Raw genomic sequence first — 18,122 nt, 5'->3', positions numbered from 1 at the left:
AGGCTGAATTTTTATATCACATTGTTCCCATTCCTATCATATTTGAAGCCCTATCGCGGACGGAAAGCAAGCAGAAATTTACTGGAAGTCGAAAAGGCTGAGGCCGGCGACCATTTCGTCCAGGCCGAGGGGCCGTGTGACGGGCGGCTCGGCCCGCGCCAGACAGCCCTGCCGCTCGCACAGCCGGCAGGCCGTGCCGACGGCGACCGCCGCATCGCGCCGCACCGCTTCGCCGTAAACCGTCTCCTCCGCATGGGCGGCATCGCAGCCGACAAGCAGCGCGGTGCGCCGCACCCGCTCGGCAAAGACGCCCTGCGGCCCCTCCAGCGTGCGCGAGACCGTCAGGAAGGCGGCGCCGTCCGGCATTTCCACCCGGTCGACGAGTATCTGGCCCGGCTGGGAAAAGGCGGAGTGCACGCCGAGCTTGGGACAGCCGCCGCCGAACCGCGCCTGCGGAAAGCCCTGCGCGCCCGCCCGCCGGAAACGATTGCCGGCATTGTCGATCTCCAGCAGGAAGAAGGGCACGCCCGCCTTGCCGGGACGCTGGAGCATGGTCAGCCGGTTCGCCGCCTGCTCGAAGGAGACGGAAAAGCGGGCGCGCAGCACGTCGATATCGTAGCGCGCGCGCTGCGCCGTCGAATGAAAGGCCTCGTAGGGCATCATCAGGGCATGGGCGGCGTAGCGCGCCAGCTCGAAGCGGGCGATGCGCCGCGCCTCGGCCGTCGACAAAGCGAGCAGGTCGAGCTCGGCGAAGATTTCGTCCTGCAAGGCGAGCTGCACCGTCTCCATGGCGATCTCGCGCACCTGATCGAAGGGCGACAGGCGCTCCGACAGGAAGAGGCGCATGGAGTGCCGGTCGAAGCGGCGGCGCAGGTTCGGCATGGTGTGGACGGGCAGCAGGCGCACGACGACGCCGTGCTCCTTGCGCAGCCAGGCCTTGAGGGCGCTTGCCAGATCGTCGCCCGGCGCGAGCGCGGCGTGGAAACGCTCGGCCGCCTCGTCGATGGCGGCGAAGTAGTTGGGCCGCCCCTCCAGCTTGTCGCGCACCTCGTCCATCGGCAGCAGCGCGCCGGAAAGCGTCGTGGCATGGCCCTCGCGGGCGAGAAGATCGGCAAGGTCGGTGAGGCGCGCGGCCTGTTCGCGGTAAGCGCGGTAGAGCTTGAGGATGCCGCTGGCGACATTCGGCGCGGCGTCGGCGATCTCCACCAGCTCGTGGTCGCCCGGCAGTTCGCCGGCCAGCAGCGGATCGGCGAAGACCTCGCGGAGCTGGCGCGCATTGCCGGCGCTTTCGCCCTGCAACTCGTCGAGGTCCACCTTGTAGACGGAGGCGAGGCGCAGGAGGAGCTGCACCGTCAGCGGCCGCTGGTTGCGCTCGATGAGGTTGAGATAGGACGGCGAGATCGAAAGGCCCTCGGCCATCGCCGTCTGGGTAAGGCCCAGCGTGTTGCGGATACGCCGGACCTTCGGGCCGGCAAAGATCTTGTTCTCCGCCATATGTCAAATCCTTTACACGACCGGGTCGCCAGTCAATTTTACAGATTTTACTTTTTTACAGACCGATCCTGTCAAAGACAAGACATCATTACCCGATTACAGTGCTGATTTTACGGTTTTCTCTCGCCCTATTGTGCGGTGCGATGTAAATACTGTCACATGAAATCGGGCAGCAAGACAGCACCATCCCGATCCCGAGACATCGCATTGGAGGATACTATGACCGACTTTTACAATCTCGTTCCGAGCGCACCGAAGGGCCGTTTCGACGGTATCGAACGTCCCTACACGGCCGAGACGGTCGAGAAGCTGCGCGGCTCGGTCCAGATCCGCCACACGCTGGCCGAGAACGGCGCGAACCGCCTTTGGAAGCTCATCCACGAGGAAGATTTCGTCAATGCGCTCGGCGCGCTCTCGGGCAACCAGGCCATGCAGATGGTCCGCGCCGGCCTGAAGGCGATCTACCTTTCCGGCTGGCAGGTCGCCGCCGACGCCAACACGGCGTCCGCCATGTATCCCGACCAGTCGCTCTATCCGGCAAACGCCGCGCCGGAGCTTGCCAAGCGCATCAACCGCACGCTGCAGCGCGCCGACCAGATAGAGACGGCGGAAGGCAACGGCCTTTCGGTCGACACCTGGTTCGCCCCCATCGTCGCCGATGCGGAAGCCGGCTTCGGCGGCCCGCTCAACGCCTTCGAGATCATGAAGGCCTTCATCGAGGCGGGCGCGGCCGGCGTCCACTTCGAAGACCAGCTCGCCTCTGAAAAGAAGTGCGGCCATCTCGGCGGCAAGGTTCTCATCCCGACCGCCGCCCATATCCGCAACCTCGATGCCGCGCGCCTTGCCGCCGACGTCATGGGCGTGCCGACGCTGATCGTCGCCCGCACGGACGCCGAGGCCGCCAAGCTCCTGACCTCCGATATCGACGAGCGCGACCAGCCCTTCGTCGACAAGGACAAGGGCCGCACGGTCGAGGGCTTCTACCAGGTCAAGAACGGCATCGAGCCGTGCATTGCCCGCGCCATCTCCTATGCGCCGCATTGCGACCTGATCTGGATGGAGACCGGCAAGCCGGACCTCGAACAGGCCCGCAAGTTCGCAGAAGCGGTCCACAAGGCCCATCCCGGCAAGCTGCTCGCCTACAATTGCTCGCCGTCGTTCAACTGGAAGAAGAACCTCGACGACGCGACGATCGCCAAGTTCCAGCGTGAGCTGGGGGCGATGGGCTACAAGTTCCAGTTCATCACACTCGCCGGCTTCCACCAGCTCAACTTCGGCATGTTCGAGCTGGCCCGTGGCTACAAGGAACGCCAGATGGCCGCCTATTCGGAGCTGCAGGAAGCGGAATTCGCCGCCGAGATCAACGGCTACACCGCGACCAAGCACCAGCGCGAAGTCGGCACCGGCTATTTCGATGCCGTCTCCATGGCCATCACCGGCGGCCAGTCCTCGACGACCGCCATGCATGAATCGACCGAGCACGAACAGTTCCGCCCGGCCGCCGAATAACCCTGAACGTCAACCTTCAAGAACCCCGTTATAAGAGGAGAAATGCCATGACAGTCCAGACCCGCGTCAAGGAACGAGCCGAAGAACAGGCTTCCGCCATGACCCCCGACCAGCAGGCCATGATCCGCATGGTCGCCAACGACCTGCACCGCCTCAACCAGTCCGTCATGAAGGCGGTCGAGGCCGGCGTCTCGGTGGAGCTCGTCCGCTCCGCCCGCCACCATGGCGGAGAGGGCAACTGGGGCGACCTGCTGATCCCGGTCATCGTGACGCAGGGTCGCGGCTGATCAAGGCATAGTCCAGTCAAGGAAAATCCCCGGCGTTCCCTGCGCCGGGGATTTTTCGTTCAGCGGAGCGCTCGCGCGTCAGCCTTCCGCCTTGACGATGCTCGGCCGGAACATCCGCGTGAAGAACGTGCGGTCAGAGAGATTGCCCAGCACGGCGGCGATGACGGCCGTAGCGACAACAGCGAAGACGACCCGCGCGACGAGCACGCTATAAATATCCGCGCCGAGGGCGAGAACGATCAGCGTATCCTCGATCACGCTATGCGCGAAGCCCATGAAGACGCAGGACAGGAAGATCTGCCGCGGCGACACCGCGCCCGACTGCGCCTCGCGGATCAGCAGGCCCGCGCCATAGGAGATGCCGAGAAACAAGCCGACGGCGGTGAGGTGCTCCGCCTCGCCCCGGATACCGGCCAGCCGCAGCACCGGCGAGAGAGCCTTCATCAGCAGGCCCAGAATGCCCGTCACCTTGAGGATTTCGAGGCCCCAGGAGAGGACGACGAGAATGACGAGCATCCAGAGCATGGTTTCCGCAAGACCGCGAAGATATTCCAGCCAGTCGGGCGTCGCGCTGATCGGGATCCAGGCCGGCGCGACCGGCGCGGACAGCCAGCCCGTGGCCGAAAAGACCTGATGCAGCAGGAAGGCGAACAGCAGGCCGCCGGCAAAGCGCAGCACGGTCGAGACGACAATGCCCGGGCCGGCCTGCTGGATGATCTTCTGCTCGATGGGAAGGGCGTGGCCGAACAGGATGAGCGCGGAGAAGATCGTGACGTCCGCCACGCTGAGCGAGGAGACGGGCACGAGCGTGAAGAGCAGCGGCACGGCGCCCCAGATGCCGATGAGCATGCCCGTCAGCCACGCCAGCCCCAGCTCCGGGGGAAGCCCGACGAGGTTCATGAACGGCGCGAAAACAGGCGTTATGGCCTTGATCGCGCCGAGGCGCGCCAGAAGCTCCGTCGCAAGCGCGATGGGCACGGTGATACGGACAAGCACCCAGTACACATCGAGGGTTTCCCGGGTTTTCTGCAGGGCGGTGGTGAAGAACGGCATCTGAGGCTCCCTTCGTTGGCTGGATTTTCCTAACCCGGGTCGCTTCGCAGTTTCGGTCAAAGATTGCAGAACAATGCAATTTTATTGCAAATATGGCAGCGGCGCCTATGCTGTCGTCATGGATCGGATCGACCGGAAACTGCTAAACCTCCTGCAGCGCGACGCATCGCGCACCAATGTCGACATGGCGGACGAGGTGGGCCTGTCGCCCTCGAGTTGCCTGCGCCGCACGCAGCGGCTGCGCAAATCCGGCGTCATCGACCGCATCGTCGCGATCCTCAATCCGGCCAAGGCCGAGCGCATGATCAAGGCTCTGGTCACCGTGGAACTGAAGCTGCACGGCGAACAGCACATGCGCCGCTTCCTCGACGTCGCCGTCGCGGAGGATGCCGTGTCACACGCCTATGCCGTCACCGGCGAGACCGATGTCATCCTGATGCTGCGCCTGCGCGACATGGAGGAATATGTCGTCCTCTGCGACAGGCTCTTCAGCGACCAGCACAACGTCGCCCGGTTCTTCACCATGGTGGTCATGCGCACGGCAAAAGAGGAAACCGCGATCCGGCTGTGACCGGGGCATCGCCGGTCACGCAAAACCCCCGGCGCGTTTTCCGCGCACCGGGGGCTATCGTTCCATTGAAGCGGCGGAAATCAGGCCGCGCGGTGAAGGCTCTGCCCGTCCGCCTCCAGGCGGAACTGCTCGACCAGCATCATCAACGTGTCGGCGTCGCCGGCAAGCTTGCGGCTGGCGGCCGTCGTCAGGTCCACCATCGAGGCGTTCTGCTGGGTCATCTGGTCCATCTGGTTGACGGAGCCGTTGACCTCCTGCAGCGCCGTCGCCTGGTCGCGGCTGGCAGTCGCCATCATGTCCACATGCTGGCTGACGGTGACGATCTGCTGGCTGATCGAGGCGAGTACCGCGCCGGTCTCCTGCACCAGATGCGAGCCGGCGCTGACCTCCTGTGTCGATTTCTCGATAAGGCCCTTGATCTCCTTCGCCGCCTGCGCCGAGCGCTGGGCAAGCTCGCGCACCTCCTGCGCCACCACCGCGAAGCCCTTGCCGGCTTCCCCGGCGCGGGCGGCCTCGATGCCGGCATTGAGGGCGAGCAGGTTGGTCTGGAAGGCGATGTCGTCGATCACCTCGATGATCTGCTCGATCTGGCGCGAAGCCCCCTCGATGCGGCCCATGGCGGCAATCGCGTTGTTGACGACGGCGGCGGAACTGTCGGCGCTGCGCTTCGTCGTGCCGACGACGGTGTTCGCCTCATGCGCCCGCTCGGCGGAGGAGCGAACCGTGACCGTGATCTGCTCGACGGCGGCGGCGGTCTCTTCCAGCGAAGAGGCCTGCGCCTCGGTGCGCTTGGACAGCGCATCGGCCGACTGCAGCATGTCCGAGCCGCTGCGCTGGATCGACATCGCATTGGTACGGATCTGGCCGAGCGTGTCGTGCAGGCGCTCCAGCGAGACGTTGAAGTCCCGGCGAAGCTGTTCGAGACGGCCGGTGAAGGGCGTCTCGATCTGGCGCGACAGGTCGCCCTGCGCCAGACGGCCGAGACCGGCGGCAAGCGCGTTCACGGCGAAGTCGATATCGCGGTCGAGGGACTGCTTCTCGGCATCGTTACGGGCGCGCTCGGCTTCGGCCGCCGCGCGCTGCTGTTCGCTTTCCGCCTCGATGCGGATCTTCGACAGGGCATTCTCCTTGAAGACGCCGAGGGCGCGGGCCATGTCGCCGATTTCGTCGGCGCGGCCTTCGCCGGAAATGCCGGTGTCGAGGAAGCCGTCGGCAAGGCGGCGCATCGCGCCGGTGATCTGGCCGATCGGCCCCTTCAGCGTCAGCACGAGGGCAATGCCCGCGAGAACGGCGATGGCCGCACCCGCGACGGTCGCGAGGACCGAGACCTGGTTGGCCTTCTCACGCTCGGTGCCGGCGCTGGTCTTCTGCTCCTCGGCGAACTGGCTGAGCAGGTTCCAGATCGTGTCGATCGACTGGCCGGCGGCCTCGAACTGGGCGGCGCGCTCGGTGCTGATCTTCACGAGCTCGGCGCTGTCGGCCTCGATGCGCTCCAGCAATGCCGGCAGCGTCTTGTCCACGGTGGCGAAGAACGGCTGGTCACTGGCAGCGCCGCGCAGGCCGTTCATGTCGATGCGCATGATGGCGAGATTGCCGGTGAGCTTAACGCGGTTCTCCTGCGAGGTCTCGCCGAGGAAGCGCGCGGCGGCGACCTCGATATCGTCGATGGAGGAGACGAGCTTGCGGGTGGAGCCGAGTACCGCTTCCGACTTGATGATCGGCGTGTCCAGCTCGTTGAAGGTGCGGGTCGCCTCGCGCATCTTCGCGGCGGCAGCGCCCTGAAGCTGGATGGTGACCTGGCGGAAGCGGTTCACGCGGCGGGCGATTTCCGGCACGGTGACGCTTGCCGGATCGGTCGACTTGAGCAGCGCGCCCAGTTCGTCGATCGTGTTGCGGATGGTGATCAAGACGACCGTCTGGTTCTTCGGCAGGATCATCGAGATGGAGCGCTCGGTCTTGCTGAAGAGCGGGTAGCGCTCCCGGACGACCTTCAACTGCTCCTCGGGCGTCGCGCCCCGGCTGAACTCGGAGAGTAAATCGCCGAAGAACTTGGCGGCGGCGGTCAGGCGGTCGGCCTCGCGCAGCATGATCTTGGCGGCATTCTCGTTCTGCCGCACCGAGCGCTGGAGCTTCGTCGCCTCGTCGAGGATTTTCATCTGTTCGCTGGAAAGCGTGTTGAGGTTCTTCGTCATGGTCTCGTGCAGGGCGAGCTCGTTGACATAGAGCGTCCAGAGACCGTCCATGCGCGCCTGGATATCCTTGGTCTGCGCCTCGGCATCGATCAGCTTCGACCGGTCGGCATCGGGCGCCAGGCTGTCCATCGTGGCCCGCAGAACCTCGCCCTGCGCCGTCAGGCGCTCGTGGACGGCATCGCGATTGGCTTCGGTCGTGTCCTGCAGGAAGCGGTTCATGCCCGCATAGACATCCTTGAAGCCGCTCAGCGACTGGAGAACGCTGTTGGAAATCTCCATGCGGCCCTGCAGCAGGCCGGAGGCATAAAGCCCGGTGAAGCCCACGGCGCAGATGCTGAGAACGAAGGGCAGGATGAAGACCAGAACCTTGGTCTGGATCTTGAAGCGGGCGAGAATCTTATCAATGAACATTGGCGGGACATCCGTTGTCGGCGTGCTCCACCCCTGCCCTTTCAGGGCCTCCCCAGGATTCGGACGCCGGATTACCGACTTTCATGCGGCCGCAATGCCGCGCATCCGGGGGAGCAATCATTGCCAGCCGCACGCCATCCCGCGGGACGACGCGGCATCCGGAACCCTATCGGGCGATATTCGGCGGCAATCTTTAAAATTCCATCACCGCTTAAACCGATTTGTAGCTATCGGGCGGCGTCAGAGCGCGAGAAAGGCGAGCAGCGCGGCAAGGCTGGCGGCGAGCGCGCAGTTGACGCCGATGGCGAACAGGCGGCGGCGGCTTTCCTCGGCGGCGGCGATGGCTATGGCGCGGGCGGGGCGGTTTGCTTGAGGCATGCGGCGATACTCCGTTACGCAAAACAGGTAACCCGGATGATCCGGCCAGCCGGCCCACATCATGTTGTTCCCCTCCCCGCAGGAAGAGGAAACGCCGACATTGCCCGAGCATCCGCCGCAAGATGTTAAAGGACGGTAAAGACCTGCGCGAATCTCAGGCTTCCTGCCCCGCCGCATGGCCCGAGGCCCAGGCCCACTGGAAATTATAGCCGCCGAGCCAGCCCGTCACGTCCACCGCCTCGCCGATGAAATAGAGGCCCGGCACCGTTTTCGCCGCCATGCTGCGCGAATCCAGCGCGGCCGTATCGACGCCGCCGAGGGTGACTTCCGCCGTGCGGTATCCTTCCGAGGTGGGCGGGCGCAACCGCCAGCCCTTGAGGCGCTGGAGCAGCGCGTCGATGCGCTTGCCCGGCTGCTCGGCCAACGGCCCGTCGATGCCGAGTTCGGTAACGAAGAGCTGCGCAAGCTTCTTCGGCATGTGCTCGGCCAGCACGGTCTGCACCGCCTGCCGGCCGTTCTGCCGTCGCGCGGCGGCGATAACGTCTGCGAAATCGACGTCGGGGCAGAGGGCGAGCGCGATCTCCTCGCCTTCGCGCCAATAGGACGAGATCTGCAGGATGGCGGGGCCGCTGAGGCCGCGATGAGTGAACAGCGCCGCCTCGCGGAATTCCGTCTTGCCGTGCCGGGCGATGACGTCGACGGCAACGCCCGGCAGGCCTTCATGGGCGGCAAGCGTCGCCGGATCGAGCATGAGGGGCACGAGGCCCGCCCGCGTTTCCACGACAGGCAGGCCGAACTGCTCGGCGATGCGATAGGCAAAGCCGGTCGCGCCCATTTTCGGGATCGACTTGCCGCCGGTCGCCATCACCAGCGAGGCCGCCTCCACGGTGCCGTTTTCCGTGACGATGCGGAAGGACGCGCCATCATGCTCGACGGCGCCGATCGACGTGGAAAGACGCAGTTCCGCGCCAACCGCCTTCATCTCCGCCAGCAGCATGGCGATGATATCCTTCGCCGAGTTGTCGCAGAAGAGCTGGCCCAGCGTCTTCTCGTGCCAGGGGATGCGGTGACGCTCGACGAGGTCGAGGAAATCGCGCGGCGTATAGCGCGCCAGCGCCGACTTGCAGAAATGCGGATTGACCGAGAGGAAGTTCTTCGGTCCGGCATGGATGTTGGTGAAATTGCAGCGGCCGCCGCCGGAAATGCGGATTTTCTCGCCCGGCGCGCGGGCATGGTCGAGCACCAGCGCGCGCCGGCCGCGCCGCCCCGCCTCGATGGCGCACATCATGCCCGCCGCGCCCGCTCCAATGATGACGACGTCCCGCCGTTCCGCCACGTAACCGTTCCCCGTTTCGCTTTCCTTTCGGTCTTACCGGGCGAAAGTCAACTGCCACGCCATGCGTAAATTCCTGGAAAAATCGCGCTTTCTACCCCCCGGGGGGAGCTAGCAAAGGCTAAAACACCAGCTATGATGGTACATCGTCAACCAAACCCGGTGCCTCATGCCGTCCAAAAAGAAAGTCGTTACTCCCACCATCGAAAAGGCCGCACGCTCCACGAAAATCCCTCCCGCCATCAGCGTGCCGCGCGGGGTAAAGACCTGGAAGGACGCCGCAGACTGGCTTCGCGCCCGCGGCATCGAGGATATAGAATGCATCACGCCCGACCTCGCAGGAGTGCCGCGCGGGAAGATGATGCCGTCTTCGAAATTCACCTCGAACACGTCGCTGGCGCTGCCCTCCGCGCTCTACCGCCACACGATTTCCGGCGACTACCCGGAAGAGACCGGCAATTTCCGCTATGAGCCGCGCGACAGCGACCTGAAGCTCGTGCCGGACCTGTCCACGCTCTCCGTCGTGCCGTGGGAAACCGATCCGACCGCGCAGGTCATCTGCGATATCGTCGGCTCGACCGGCGAGAACGTGCCCTATACGCCGCGCAACGTGCTGAAGAACGTCGTGAAGATGTATAGCGACCGCGGCTGGAAGCCGGTCGTCGCGCCCGAGATCGAATTCTATCTCGTCGCCGTCAACGACGACCCGGACTATCCGCTGCATCCGCCGAAGGGCCGCTCCGGCCGCGCCATCCAGGGCGGACAGGGCTATTCCATCGCCGGCATCAACGAGTTCGACGAGCTGATCGACGACATCTACCACTTCTCCGAACGGCAGGGCCTCGAGATCGACACCCTGATCCACGAGGAGGGGCCGGCGCAGCTCGAAATCAACCTGCGCCACGGCGATCCCATCGAGCTTGCCGACCAGGTGTTCCTGTTCAAGCGCACGATCCGCGAGGCGGCGCTGAAGCACGGCATCTACGCCACCTTCATGGCCAAGCCCATGCAGGGACAGGCGGGGTCGGCCATGCATATCCACCAGTCGGTGGTGGAGATCGGCACCGGCAAGAACGTCTTCTCCAATCCGGATGGATCGGCTTCGAAGGAGTTCTTCCACTTCATCGGCGGCATGCAGGCCTATGTGCCGAAGACGCTGGTGATGATGGCGCCCTATGTGAACTCCTATCGCCGCCTGACGCCCGACATGTCGGCGCCGGTGAACAATGCCTGGGGCTACGACAACCGCACGACGGCCTTCCGCGTGCCGGTGTCGGACGCGGCGGCCCGGCGCGTCGAAAACCGCCTGCCCGGCTCGGACGCCAACCCGTATCTCGCGCTCGCGGCCTCGCTCGGCTGCGGCCTGCTCGGCATCATGAACCAGATCGAGCCGACCGCACCGACGGAGGACACCGCCAACGAAGGATCCATCGACCTGCCGCGCGGCCTGCTGGAAGCCGTGTCGCTGCTCGAATCCGATCCCACGCTGGCCGACGTGCTGAGCGCCGAATTCATCGGCCTCTATGCCGGCGTCAAGCGGGGCGAGTTCGAGACCTTCATGCAGGTGATCAGCCCCTGGGAACGCGAGTTCCTGCTGCTCAACGTCTGAGCGGCCGGCGGTCCGGGCCGCTGCAAGAGACCAGACCCAGAGAGCGGCGGCGCCCCGGCGCGCCGCCGCACCCTCCTGAATGCGAGTGTGTGCAATGCCCTGGCAAAGCCCGATTTCCCCCGGCGTCTCCTGGTATGAGGCGAGCGTCGGCGAGCGTCCCGAATATGCCCCCCTCGACGGCTCCGTCGAGACCGATGTCGCCATTGTCGGCGGTGGCTTCACCGGCCTGCAGGCCGCCTACAATCTTGCGAAGAAGGGCGTGCGCGTCACGCTCATCGAGGCGCATCGCTTCGGCGACGGCGCGTCCGGCCGCAACGGCGGCCAGCTCGGCACCGGCCAGCGCGCCGAGGCGGAGGAGCTGGAGGCCGAACTCGGCTTCGAGCGCGCCAGGGCCCTGTTCGACATGGCCGAGGACGCCAAACGCCATATCCACGATTTCGCTGCTTCACAGAACCTCGATATCGACTATGTGGCCGGCCAGCTCAATGTCAGCCACAAGGCGAGCTACGAGAAGGATTTCCGCGATCACGTCGAAATCGCCGCGACGCGCTACAACTATCCGCACATGACCTATATGGACCGGGCGGAGACGGAGGAACGGGTCGGCTCGAAGCGCTTCTTCTTCGGCTTGCGCGACACCGGCACCGGCCATATCCACCCGATGAAGCTTCTGGTCGGCGTCGCGCGCGCCGCGCGGGAAGCGGGCGCCAGCCTGCACGAAAAGACCCCTGCCCTGAAGATCGAGCGGGCGGGCGGCAAGGCGGTCATCACCACCGCCAAGGGCACCATCCGCGCCGACAAGGCGCTGATCGCCTGCAACGCCTATATCGGCGACCTCGAGCCGAAGACGGCGGCGCATGTCATGCCGATCCGCTCGTTCATCGGCGCGACCGTGCCGCTCGACAAGTTCCCGTCCGTCATTCCCGGCGGCGAGGCCATCGCCGACACGCGGTTCGTCGTGCGCTATTTCCGCAAGACCCGCGACGGCCGGCTGCTCTTCGGCGGGCGCGAGGCCTACTCCGAAAATCTCGACGACATGACGCCGCCCATCCGCCGGCAGATCGAAGAGGTCTATCCGGAACTGAAGGGCATCGAGCTGACCCATGCCTGGGGCGGTTCGGTCGGCATCACCATGCCGCGCAAGCCCTATGTGCGCGAGGTCCTGCCCGGCATTACCACCATCGGCGGCTATTCCGGCCATGGCGTGATGCTGTCGAACTATTGCGGCAAGCTCTATGCGGACGAGGTGACCGGCGGCGGCAGCCAGCTCGACCTGTTGAAGGCCCTGAAAATCCCGGCCTTCCCGGGTGGTGCGCGCTTCCGCTCGCCGCTCCTCTTCCTCGCCATGACATGGTATGCGATGCGCGACCGGCTCTGACCGACATGGAAAAACCGATTTTGTTGCGTTGCATGCTGGTGTTTTTAAATCGATTAGATTATAACACAAGCCAACAGAACGAGATCGAGATATCCGATGAGCAGCCAGATCATTCCCGTTGAGCCTTTCGACTATGTCGTCTTCGGCGGAACCGGCGACCTTGCGGAACGCAAGCTCCTTCCGGCCCTCTACCACCGGCAGCTCGCCGGCCAGCTTTCGGACCCGACGCGCATCATCGGCGCGTCGCGTACCGCCTTCACGGACGAGGAATACCGCAAGTTCGCGGTCGATGCGCTGAAGGAGCACCTGAAGGCCGAGGAATTCGACGACGCGCAGGTCAAGACCTTCTGCGACCGGCTGTTCTATGTGGCGGTCGACGCCAAGTCCGATCAGGGCTGGGACAAGCTGAAAACCCTGCTGGACGAAGGCAAGGACCGCGTGCGCGCCTTCTATCTGGCCGTCGCGCCCGCCATCTTCGGCGACATCTCGGAGAAGATCCGCGACCACAAGCTGATCACCAGGCAGACGCGCATCGTCGTCGAAAAGCCGATCGGCCGCGATCTTGCCTCCGCCAACGAACTGAACAACACGATCGGCAAGGTCTTCCACGAAGAGCAGATCTTCCGCATCGACCACTATCTCGGCAAGGAGACGGTGCAGAACCTGATGGCGCTGCGCTTCGCCAACGCGCTCTACGAGCCGCTGTGGAACTCCGCCCATATCGACCATGTGCAGATCACCGTCGCCGAATCGGTCGGCCTCGAAAGCCGCGCCGGCTACTACGACAAGGCGGGCGCGCTGCGCGACATGGTGCAGAACCACATTCTCCAGCTTCTCTGCCTCGTGGCGATGGAAGTGCCCTCCTCCATGGATGCCGAGGCCGTGCGCGACGAGAAGCTGAAAGTGCTGCGCGCCCTGAAGCCCATCGACCAGTACAATGTCGAGCGCCTCACCGTGCGCGGCCAGTACCGCGCCGGCGCTTCGGCGGGCGGCCCGGTCAAGGGTTACCTCGAAGAGCTGGAAGGCGGCGTTTCCAACACGGAGACCTTCGTCGCCGTCAAGGCCGAGATCGGCAACTGGCGCTGGGCAGGCGTGCCCTTCTACATCCGCACGGGCAAGCGCCTTGCCGCGCGCATGTCGGAAATCGTCATCACCTTCAAGCCGATCCCGCATTCGATCTTCGATCCTTCGGCGGGCCGCATCGAGGCCAACCAGCTCATCATCCGCCTGCAGCCGGACGAAGGCGTCAAGCAGTCGCTGATGATCAAGGACCCGGGTCCGGGCGGCATGCGCCTGCGCAATGTCTCGCTCGACATGAGCTTCGCCGAGGCCTTCGACGCCCGCAATGCCGACGCCTACGAGCGCCTGCTGCTCGACGTCATCCGCAACAACCAGACGCTCTTCATGCGCCGCGACGAAGTGGAAGCCGCATGGCGCTGGGTCGACCCGATCCTCAAGGCCTGGGAAGCGACCGGCCAGCAGGCGCAGGGCTACACCGCCGGCACCTGGGGCCCGAGCCAGGCCATCGCCCTCATCGAGCGCGACGGCCGCACCTGGCATGAAACGTAAGGACGGCCGATGAGCGCTGAAATGCATGAATTCAAGGATGGCGCGGCATTGGCCGAGGGGCTGGCGGACAAGGTTTCCGCCACGCTTTCGGACGCCATCGCCGCGCGCGGCCGCGCGACCATCGCGGTCTCCGGCGGTTCCACGCCCAAGGCCTTCTTCAAGGCGCTTTCCAGCCGCGATATCGACTGGAGCAAGGTGACGGTGACGCTCGTCGACGAGCGCTTCGTGCCGGCGGACAATCCGCGCTCGAACCACCTGCTCGTCGCCGACAACCTGTTGCAGGGCAAGGCGAAGGCCGCGGGCTTCCTGCCGCTCTACCGGGATGCCGGCAGCGCGGAAGAGGCGGCGAAGATCGCTTCCGCCGACGCCGCAAGCCTCGGCCATCCCTTCGACGTCGCGATCCTCGGCATGGGAACGGATGGCCATACGGCCTCGTTCTTCCCGCGCGGCAACCGGCTCGCCGAGGCGATCTCGGCCGCAACGCCGCGCGGCGTGATCACCATGGAAGCGGAAGGCGCGGGTGAAACCCGCCTCACCTTCACCTTCGCCAGCCTTCAGGATGCCCGCCTTCTGGTGCTGCATATCGAGGGACAGGGCAAGAAGGACGTTCTTGCCGCCGCGCAAGCGGACGGACCGGAGGAAGACATGCCGATCCGCGCCATTCTGCGGCGCGCGGCAACGCCGCTCGACATCTACTGGGCGCCCTAGCGCGCCCAGCCGGCTGAAGCCGAACATGACTGGCGTCCGAGGACGCCGCTTACCCGCGGATGGCGCAGCTTTCCCGCTCGCCTTTTCGTGCAAACATGCAATCGAGGAAGTCAGGATAACTCCCATGTCCGCCGACAAGCGCATCGAAGCCATCACCGCCCGCATCGTCGAACGTTCGAAGCCGCACCGCCAGCCCTATCTGGACCGCGTGCGCGCCGCCGCCTCCAAGGGCGTGCATCGCGGCGTGCTCTCCTGCGGCAACCTTGCGCACGGCTTTGCCGTCTGTTCCCCCGCCGAGAAGGACGCGCTCGCCGGCGACCGCGTCCCGAACCTCGGCATCATCACCTCCTATAACGACATGCTCTCGGCCCACCAGCCGTTCGAGACCTATCCGGCCCTCATTCGCGAGGCCGCGCGGGAAGCCGGCGGCGTGGCGCAGGTGGCCGGCGGTGTGCCCGCCATGTGCGACGGCGTCACCCAGGGCCAGCCGGGCATGGAACTTTCCCTCTTCTCGCGCGACCTGATAGCCATGGCGGCGGGCGTAGGTCTGTCGCACAACATGTTCGATTCGGTCGTCTATCTCGGCGTCTGCGACAAGATCGTGCCGGGCCTCACCATCGCGGCGCTGACCTTCGGTCACCTGCCGGCCGTCTTCATTCCCGCAGGCCCCATGACCTCGGGCCTGCCGAACGACGAGAAGGCCCGCGTGCGCCAGCTCTATGCGGAAGGCAAGGCCGGCCGCGCCGAGCTGCTGGAAGCCGAGTCCAAGTCCTATCACGGCCCCGGCACCTGCACCTTCTACGGCACCGCCAATTCCAACCAGATGCTGATGGAGATCATGGGCTTCCACATGCCCGGCGCCTCCTTCATCAATCCCGGCACGCCGCTGCGCGACGCGCTGACGAAGGAAGCCGCCAAGCGGGCGCTGGCCATCACCGCGCAGGGCAACGAATTCACCCCGGCCGGCGAGATGATCGACGAGCGATCCATCGTCAACGGCGTCGTCGGCCTCCACGCCACGGGCGGCTCGACCAACCACACGCTGCATCTTCTCGCCATGGCGCGCGCCGCCGGCATCGTTTTGACATGGAAGGACATTTCCGACCTTTCCGACGTCGTGCCGCTGCTCGCCCGCGTCTACCCCAACGGCCTTGCCGACGTGAACCATTTCCATGCGGCCGGCGGCATGGGCTTCCTCATCCAGGAACTCCTGAAGGGCGGCATGCTGCATGACGACGTGCGCACCGTCTACGGCCAGGGCCTTCAGGCCTATACGATCGATCCCCGGCTCGGCGAGAACGGCGCGGTCCACCGCGAACCCGCGCCGAAGGTCAGCCACGACCCGAAGGTGCTCGCCAATATCGAAACCCCCTTCCAGCCGACCGGCGGCCTGAAGATGCTGACCGGCAATATCGGCAGCGCGGTCATCAAGATCTCCGCCGTCAAGCCGGAGCGCCATGTCATCGAAGCGCCGGCCAAGGTCTTCCACGACCAGCAGGAACTCAACGTCGCCTTCAAGAACGGCGAGCTGACGGGCGATTTCATCGCCGTCGTGCGCTTCCAGGGGCCGAAGTCGAACGGCATGCCGGAACTGCACAAGCTGACCACCGTGCTCGGCATCCTGCAGGATCGCGGCCAGAAAGTCGCCCTCCTGACGGACGGCCGCATGTCCGGCGCTTCCGGCAAGGTGCCCGCCGCAATCCACGTCACGCCCGAAGCGGTGGACAACGGCCCCATCGGCCGCATCCGCAACGGCGACACGATCCGCCTCGACGCGACGCATGGCACGATCGAGGTACTGGTGGACGCCGCGGAATTTTCCGCCCGCCCGCAGGCGGCGGCCGACCTTTCCGGCAACGAATTCGGCATGGGCCGCGAACTCTTCGCCCCCTTCCGCGCGATTGCCGGGCCGGCGGATCACGGGGCGAGCGTGTTGTTCGCGTAAGCGGGCGCGTAGCCTCTCATCCAGCAGACCGGATGGGGGGCTATCCCTGAACTATCAGCTATAGATATCCAGCGTCCGGCCCTGATGGTTCCGGTGCGTCGAGTAGACGAAGATGCGCTGAAGATCCTTGTCGGACAGGAGCCGCAGGAAGCGGGCCTCGACCACGTCGTTGGGATAGACGCGCTGCGTCAGGCAACCGATCATCGGGATGCGGGCGCTGACGATATCGAGATAGAAGTTGCGCGGGAGCTGGAACTTCGAGGTCATGGTGAGGACCGCGCCGCTGCGCGACAGCTTGACGATCACCCCGCGCCGCGAAACGAGGTTGACGATGCCGCCGCTCTCGGTGAACTCGATGCGGGCCTCGTTGCAGGTGTCCTCCATCGGGAAACTCTTCTCCCGATCGTACATGAAGGACTCTTCCTTGTTCAGGTAGTTGCTGCGCGACGCCTGATCCTGAAAACGCATATGCCCGATGCCCCCCGGCATGATCAATTCCGGGAAAAAGACTAGGCACCAACGCTTAACATCGGGTTGAGCGGCAGGGCAAAATCCTGCCGCCCACGGGACAAATCAGGCCGCGCGGTAGCTCTTGCCGGCAGCGTCGAAGAGATGCAGCTTGGTCCTGTCGGCGATGAAGCGAACCTTGTCGCCGCGCTTGACGTCGAGGATGCCGGGAATCTTGGCGATGATCGGCTCGCCCTGCACGAGGCCGTCGATATAGAGCAGCGTCACCTCGCCCAGCGCCTCGACGATGGAGACGGTACCCTCGAAGAGGAAATCGTCGCCGGTCGTGATCTGCAGGTCCTCCGGCCGAACGCCGAAACTCGCCGTCTTGCCGATCTCGGATGCCGCCGTGGGTATGCCGACACCGCAGGTGCGCCCACCGGTCAGCTCCAACGAAGTCGTCTCGCCGGCGGCGGTGATCTTCGCAGGGATGATGTTCATGGCCGGCGAGCCAATGAAGCGGGCGACGAAGAGGTTCGCCGGGCGCTCGTAGAGTTCCAGCGGCGGGCCGACCTGCTCGATATGGCCGGCCGAGAGTACGACGATGCGGTCGGCGAGCGTCATCGCCTCCACCTGGTCGTGCGTGACGTAGATCATCGTCGTATCGGCCATCTGCTCGTTGAGCTTGGCGATCTCGATGCGGGTGGCGACGCGCAGCGCCGCATCGAGGTTCGACAGCGGCTCGTCGAAGAGGAAGACCTTCGGGTTACGGCAGATGGCGCGGCCGATGGCGACGCGCTGGCGCTGGCCGCCCGAAAGCGCCTTGGGCAGGCGGTCGAGATATTTGGTGAGCTGGAGGATATCGGCGGCCGAGCGCACGCGGCGGTCGATCTCCTCCTTGCTTTCCCCGGCGATCCGCATGCCGAAGGCCATGTTGTCGTAAACGGTCATGTGCGGGTAGAGCGCGTAGGACTGGAAGACCATGGCGATGCCGCGCTTGGAGGGCGGCACGTCGTTGACGCGCTCGCCATCGATGGTCATGTCGCCGCCGGTGATTTCCTCCAGACCCGCGATCATGCGCAAGAGCGTCGACTTCCCGCAGCCGGACGGGCCGACGAAGACGATGAACTCGCCCTGCTTGATATCGAGATCGATGCCGTGGATCACGTCCACCGAACCGTAGGACTTGCGGATATCCTTGAGAACCAGCCCTGTCATTTTCATACTCCCCTTAAGTC

The 18,122-nt window shown here is 65.1% G+C and carries 15 protein-coding genes; 8 read left to right on the top strand and 7 right to left on the bottom strand.

Annotated features, from left to right (window positions below; genetic code table 11):
• Nucleotides 1-78: 78 nt before the first annotated feature.
• Nucleotides 79-1,494 (bottom strand): helix-turn-helix domain-containing protein, encoded by a 1,416-nt coding sequence (locus K8M09_RS02180; RefSeq protein ID WP_160787049.1) that lies wholly within the window; start codon nt 1,492-1,494, stop codon nt 79-81.
• A 219-nt stretch (nt 1,495-1,713) separates the two neighbouring features.
• Between K8M09_RS02180 and aceA the strand changes: the two genes are divergently transcribed.
• Both aceA and K8M09_RS02170 read left to right on the top strand, forming a co-directional pair.
• The gene (gene aceA, locus K8M09_RS02175) at nt 1,714-3,003 is read left to right on the top strand and encodes an isocitrate lyase (protein ID WP_117368275.1); all 1,290 of its coding nucleotides are present in this window, start codon (nt 1,714-1,716) and stop codon (nt 3,001-3,003) included.
• Between the two features lie 47 nt (nt 3,004-3,050).
• Nucleotides 3,051-3,290 (top strand): SMc00767 family acetate metabolism repressor, encoded by a 240-nt coding sequence (locus K8M09_RS02170; protein ID WP_023516665.1) that lies wholly within the window; start codon nt 3,051-3,053, stop codon nt 3,288-3,290.
• Nucleotides 3,291-3,368: 78 nt separating this feature from the next.
• Here K8M09_RS02170 and K8M09_RS02165 read toward each other — a convergent pair whose 3' ends face one another.
• Nucleotides 3,369-4,343 carry a nucleoside recognition domain-containing protein gene (locus K8M09_RS02165; RefSeq protein WP_160787048.1) on the bottom strand — a complete coding sequence of 325 codons (975 nt, stop codon included), beginning with the start codon at nt 4,341-4,343 and terminating at the stop codon, nt 3,369-3,371.
• A gap of 118 nt (nt 4,344-4,461) precedes the next feature.
• Between K8M09_RS02165 and K8M09_RS02160 the strand changes: the two genes are divergently transcribed.
• Nucleotides 4,462-4,914 carry an Lrp/AsnC family transcriptional regulator gene (locus K8M09_RS02160; RefSeq protein ID WP_160787082.1) on the top strand — a complete coding sequence of 151 codons (453 nt, stop codon included), beginning with the start codon at nt 4,462-4,464 and terminating at the stop codon, nt 4,912-4,914.
• An 80-nt stretch (nt 4,915-4,994) separates the two neighbouring features.
• Here the strand turns inward: K8M09_RS02160 and K8M09_RS02155 are convergent, their stop codons facing one another.
• The 3 genes from K8M09_RS02155 to K8M09_RS02145 form a co-directional block, all read right to left on the bottom strand.
• A complete protein-coding gene (locus K8M09_RS02155; protein ID WP_160787047.1) occupies nt 4,995-7,517 on the bottom strand; it encodes a methyl-accepting chemotaxis protein in 2,523 nt (840 codons plus the stop codon).
• A gap of 240 nt (nt 7,518-7,757) precedes the next feature.
• Nucleotides 7,758-7,895, bottom strand: a complete 138-nt coding sequence (locus K8M09_RS02150) for a hypothetical protein (protein WP_160787046.1) — start codon at nt 7,893-7,895, stop codon at nt 7,758-7,760.
• Nucleotides 7,896-8,049: 154 nt separating this feature from the next.
• Complete coding sequence (locus K8M09_RS02145) at nt 8,050-9,231, bottom strand: BaiN/RdsA family NAD(P)/FAD-dependent oxidoreductase (protein ID WP_160787045.1); 1,182 nt, start codon at nt 9,229-9,231, stop codon at nt 8,050-8,052.
• A gap of 166 nt (nt 9,232-9,397) precedes the next feature.
• Between K8M09_RS02145 and K8M09_RS02140 the strand changes: the two genes are divergently transcribed.
• The 5 genes from K8M09_RS02140 to edd all read left to right on the top strand — a co-directional run bounded on the left by K8M09_RS02140 (nt 9,398) and on the right by edd (nt 16,437).
• Entirely contained in the window at nt 9,398-10,837 is a 1,440-nt protein-coding gene (locus tag K8M09_RS02140; protein ID WP_160787044.1) for a glutamine synthetase family protein, read from the top strand.
• Between the two features lie 94 nt (nt 10,838-10,931).
• On the top strand, nt 10,932-12,215 hold the full coding sequence (locus K8M09_RS02135) for an NAD(P)/FAD-dependent oxidoreductase (protein WP_160787043.1): 1,284 nt from the start codon (nt 10,932-10,934) through the stop codon (nt 12,213-12,215).
• A 96-nt stretch (nt 12,216-12,311) separates the two neighbouring features.
• Nucleotides 12,312-13,784: a glucose-6-phosphate dehydrogenase gene (zwf, locus tag K8M09_RS02130; protein WP_160787042.1), complete on the top strand. Its 1,473-nt coding sequence runs from the start codon at nt 12,312-12,314 to the stop codon at nt 13,782-13,784.
• 9 nt (nt 13,785-13,793) lie between these two features.
• Nucleotides 13,794-14,492: a 6-phosphogluconolactonase gene (pgl, locus tag K8M09_RS02125; RefSeq protein ID WP_160787041.1), complete on the top strand. Its 699-nt coding sequence runs from the start codon at nt 13,794-13,796 to the stop codon at nt 14,490-14,492.
• Between the two features lie 124 nt (nt 14,493-14,616).
• Nucleotides 14,617-16,437 (top strand): phosphogluconate dehydratase, encoded by a 1,821-nt coding sequence (edd, locus tag K8M09_RS02120; RefSeq protein ID WP_160787040.1) that lies wholly within the window; start codon nt 14,617-14,619, stop codon nt 16,435-16,437.
• A gap of 54 nt (nt 16,438-16,491) precedes the next feature.
• Here edd and K8M09_RS02115 read toward each other — a convergent pair whose 3' ends face one another.
• Together K8M09_RS02115 and K8M09_RS02110 are read right to left on the bottom strand one after the other, a co-directional pair.
• The gene (locus K8M09_RS02115) at nt 16,492-16,926 is read right to left on the bottom strand and encodes a hypothetical protein (protein WP_229342092.1); all 435 of its coding nucleotides are present in this window, start codon (nt 16,924-16,926) and stop codon (nt 16,492-16,494) included.
• An 84-nt stretch (nt 16,927-17,010) separates the two neighbouring features.
• Nucleotides 17,011-18,102, bottom strand: a complete 1,092-nt coding sequence (locus tag K8M09_RS02110; RefSeq protein ID WP_160787039.1) for an ABC transporter ATP-binding protein — start codon at nt 18,100-18,102, stop codon at nt 17,011-17,013.
• Nucleotides 18,103-18,122: the final 20 nt, after the last annotated feature.

The organism is Shinella zoogloeoides (assembly GCF_020883495.1).
GTDB lineage: Bacteria > Pseudomonadota > Alphaproteobacteria > Rhizobiales > Rhizobiaceae > Shinella > Shinella zoogloeoides.
This window is presented reverse-complemented; position numbering and strand designations above follow the sequence as displayed.

Coding starts and splice junctions, on each gene's coding strand:
- K8M09_RS02180 (WP_160787049.1), bottom strand. CDS start 1,494: ATGGCGGAGAACAAGATCTTTGCCGGCCCGAAGGTCCGGCGTATCCGC.
- aceA (WP_117368275.1), top strand. CDS start 1,714: ATGACCGACTTTTACAATCTCGTTCCGAGCGCACCGAAGGGCCGTTTC.
- K8M09_RS02170 (WP_023516665.1), top strand. CDS start 3,051: ATGACAGTCCAGACCCGCGTCAAGGAACGAGCCGAAGAACAGGCTTCC.
- K8M09_RS02165 (WP_160787048.1), bottom strand. CDS start 4,343: ATGCCGTTCTTCACCACCGCCCTGCAGAAAACCCGGGAAACCCTCGAT.
- K8M09_RS02160 (WP_160787082.1), top strand. CDS start 4,462: ATGGATCGGATCGACCGGAAACTGCTAAACCTCCTGCAGCGCGACGCA.
- K8M09_RS02155 (WP_160787047.1), bottom strand. CDS start 7,517: ATGTTCATTGATAAGATTCTCGCCCGCTTCAAGATCCAGACCAAGGTT.
- K8M09_RS02150 (WP_160787046.1), bottom strand. CDS start 7,895: ATGCCTCAAGCAAACCGCCCCGCCCGCGCCATAGCCATCGCCGCCGCC.
- K8M09_RS02140 (WP_160787044.1), top strand. CDS start 9,398: ATGCCGTCCAAAAAGAAAGTCGTTACTCCCACCATCGAAAAGGCCGCA.
- K8M09_RS02135 (WP_160787043.1), top strand. CDS start 10,932: ATGCCCTGGCAAAGCCCGATTTCCCCCGGCGTCTCCTGGTATGAGGCG.
- zwf (WP_160787042.1), top strand. CDS start 12,312: ATGAGCAGCCAGATCATTCCCGTTGAGCCTTTCGACTATGTCGTCTTC.
- pgl (WP_160787041.1), top strand. CDS start 13,794: ATGAGCGCTGAAATGCATGAATTCAAGGATGGCGCGGCATTGGCCGAG.
- edd (WP_160787040.1), top strand. CDS start 14,617: ATGTCCGCCGACAAGCGCATCGAAGCCATCACCGCCCGCATCGTCGAA.
- K8M09_RS02115 (WP_229342092.1), bottom strand. CDS start 16,926: ATGCCGGGGGGCATCGGGCATATGCGTTTTCAGGATCAGGCGTCGCGC.
- K8M09_RS02110 (WP_160787039.1), bottom strand. CDS start 18,102: ATGACAGGGCTGGTTCTCAAGGATATCCGCAAGTCCTACGGTTCGGTG.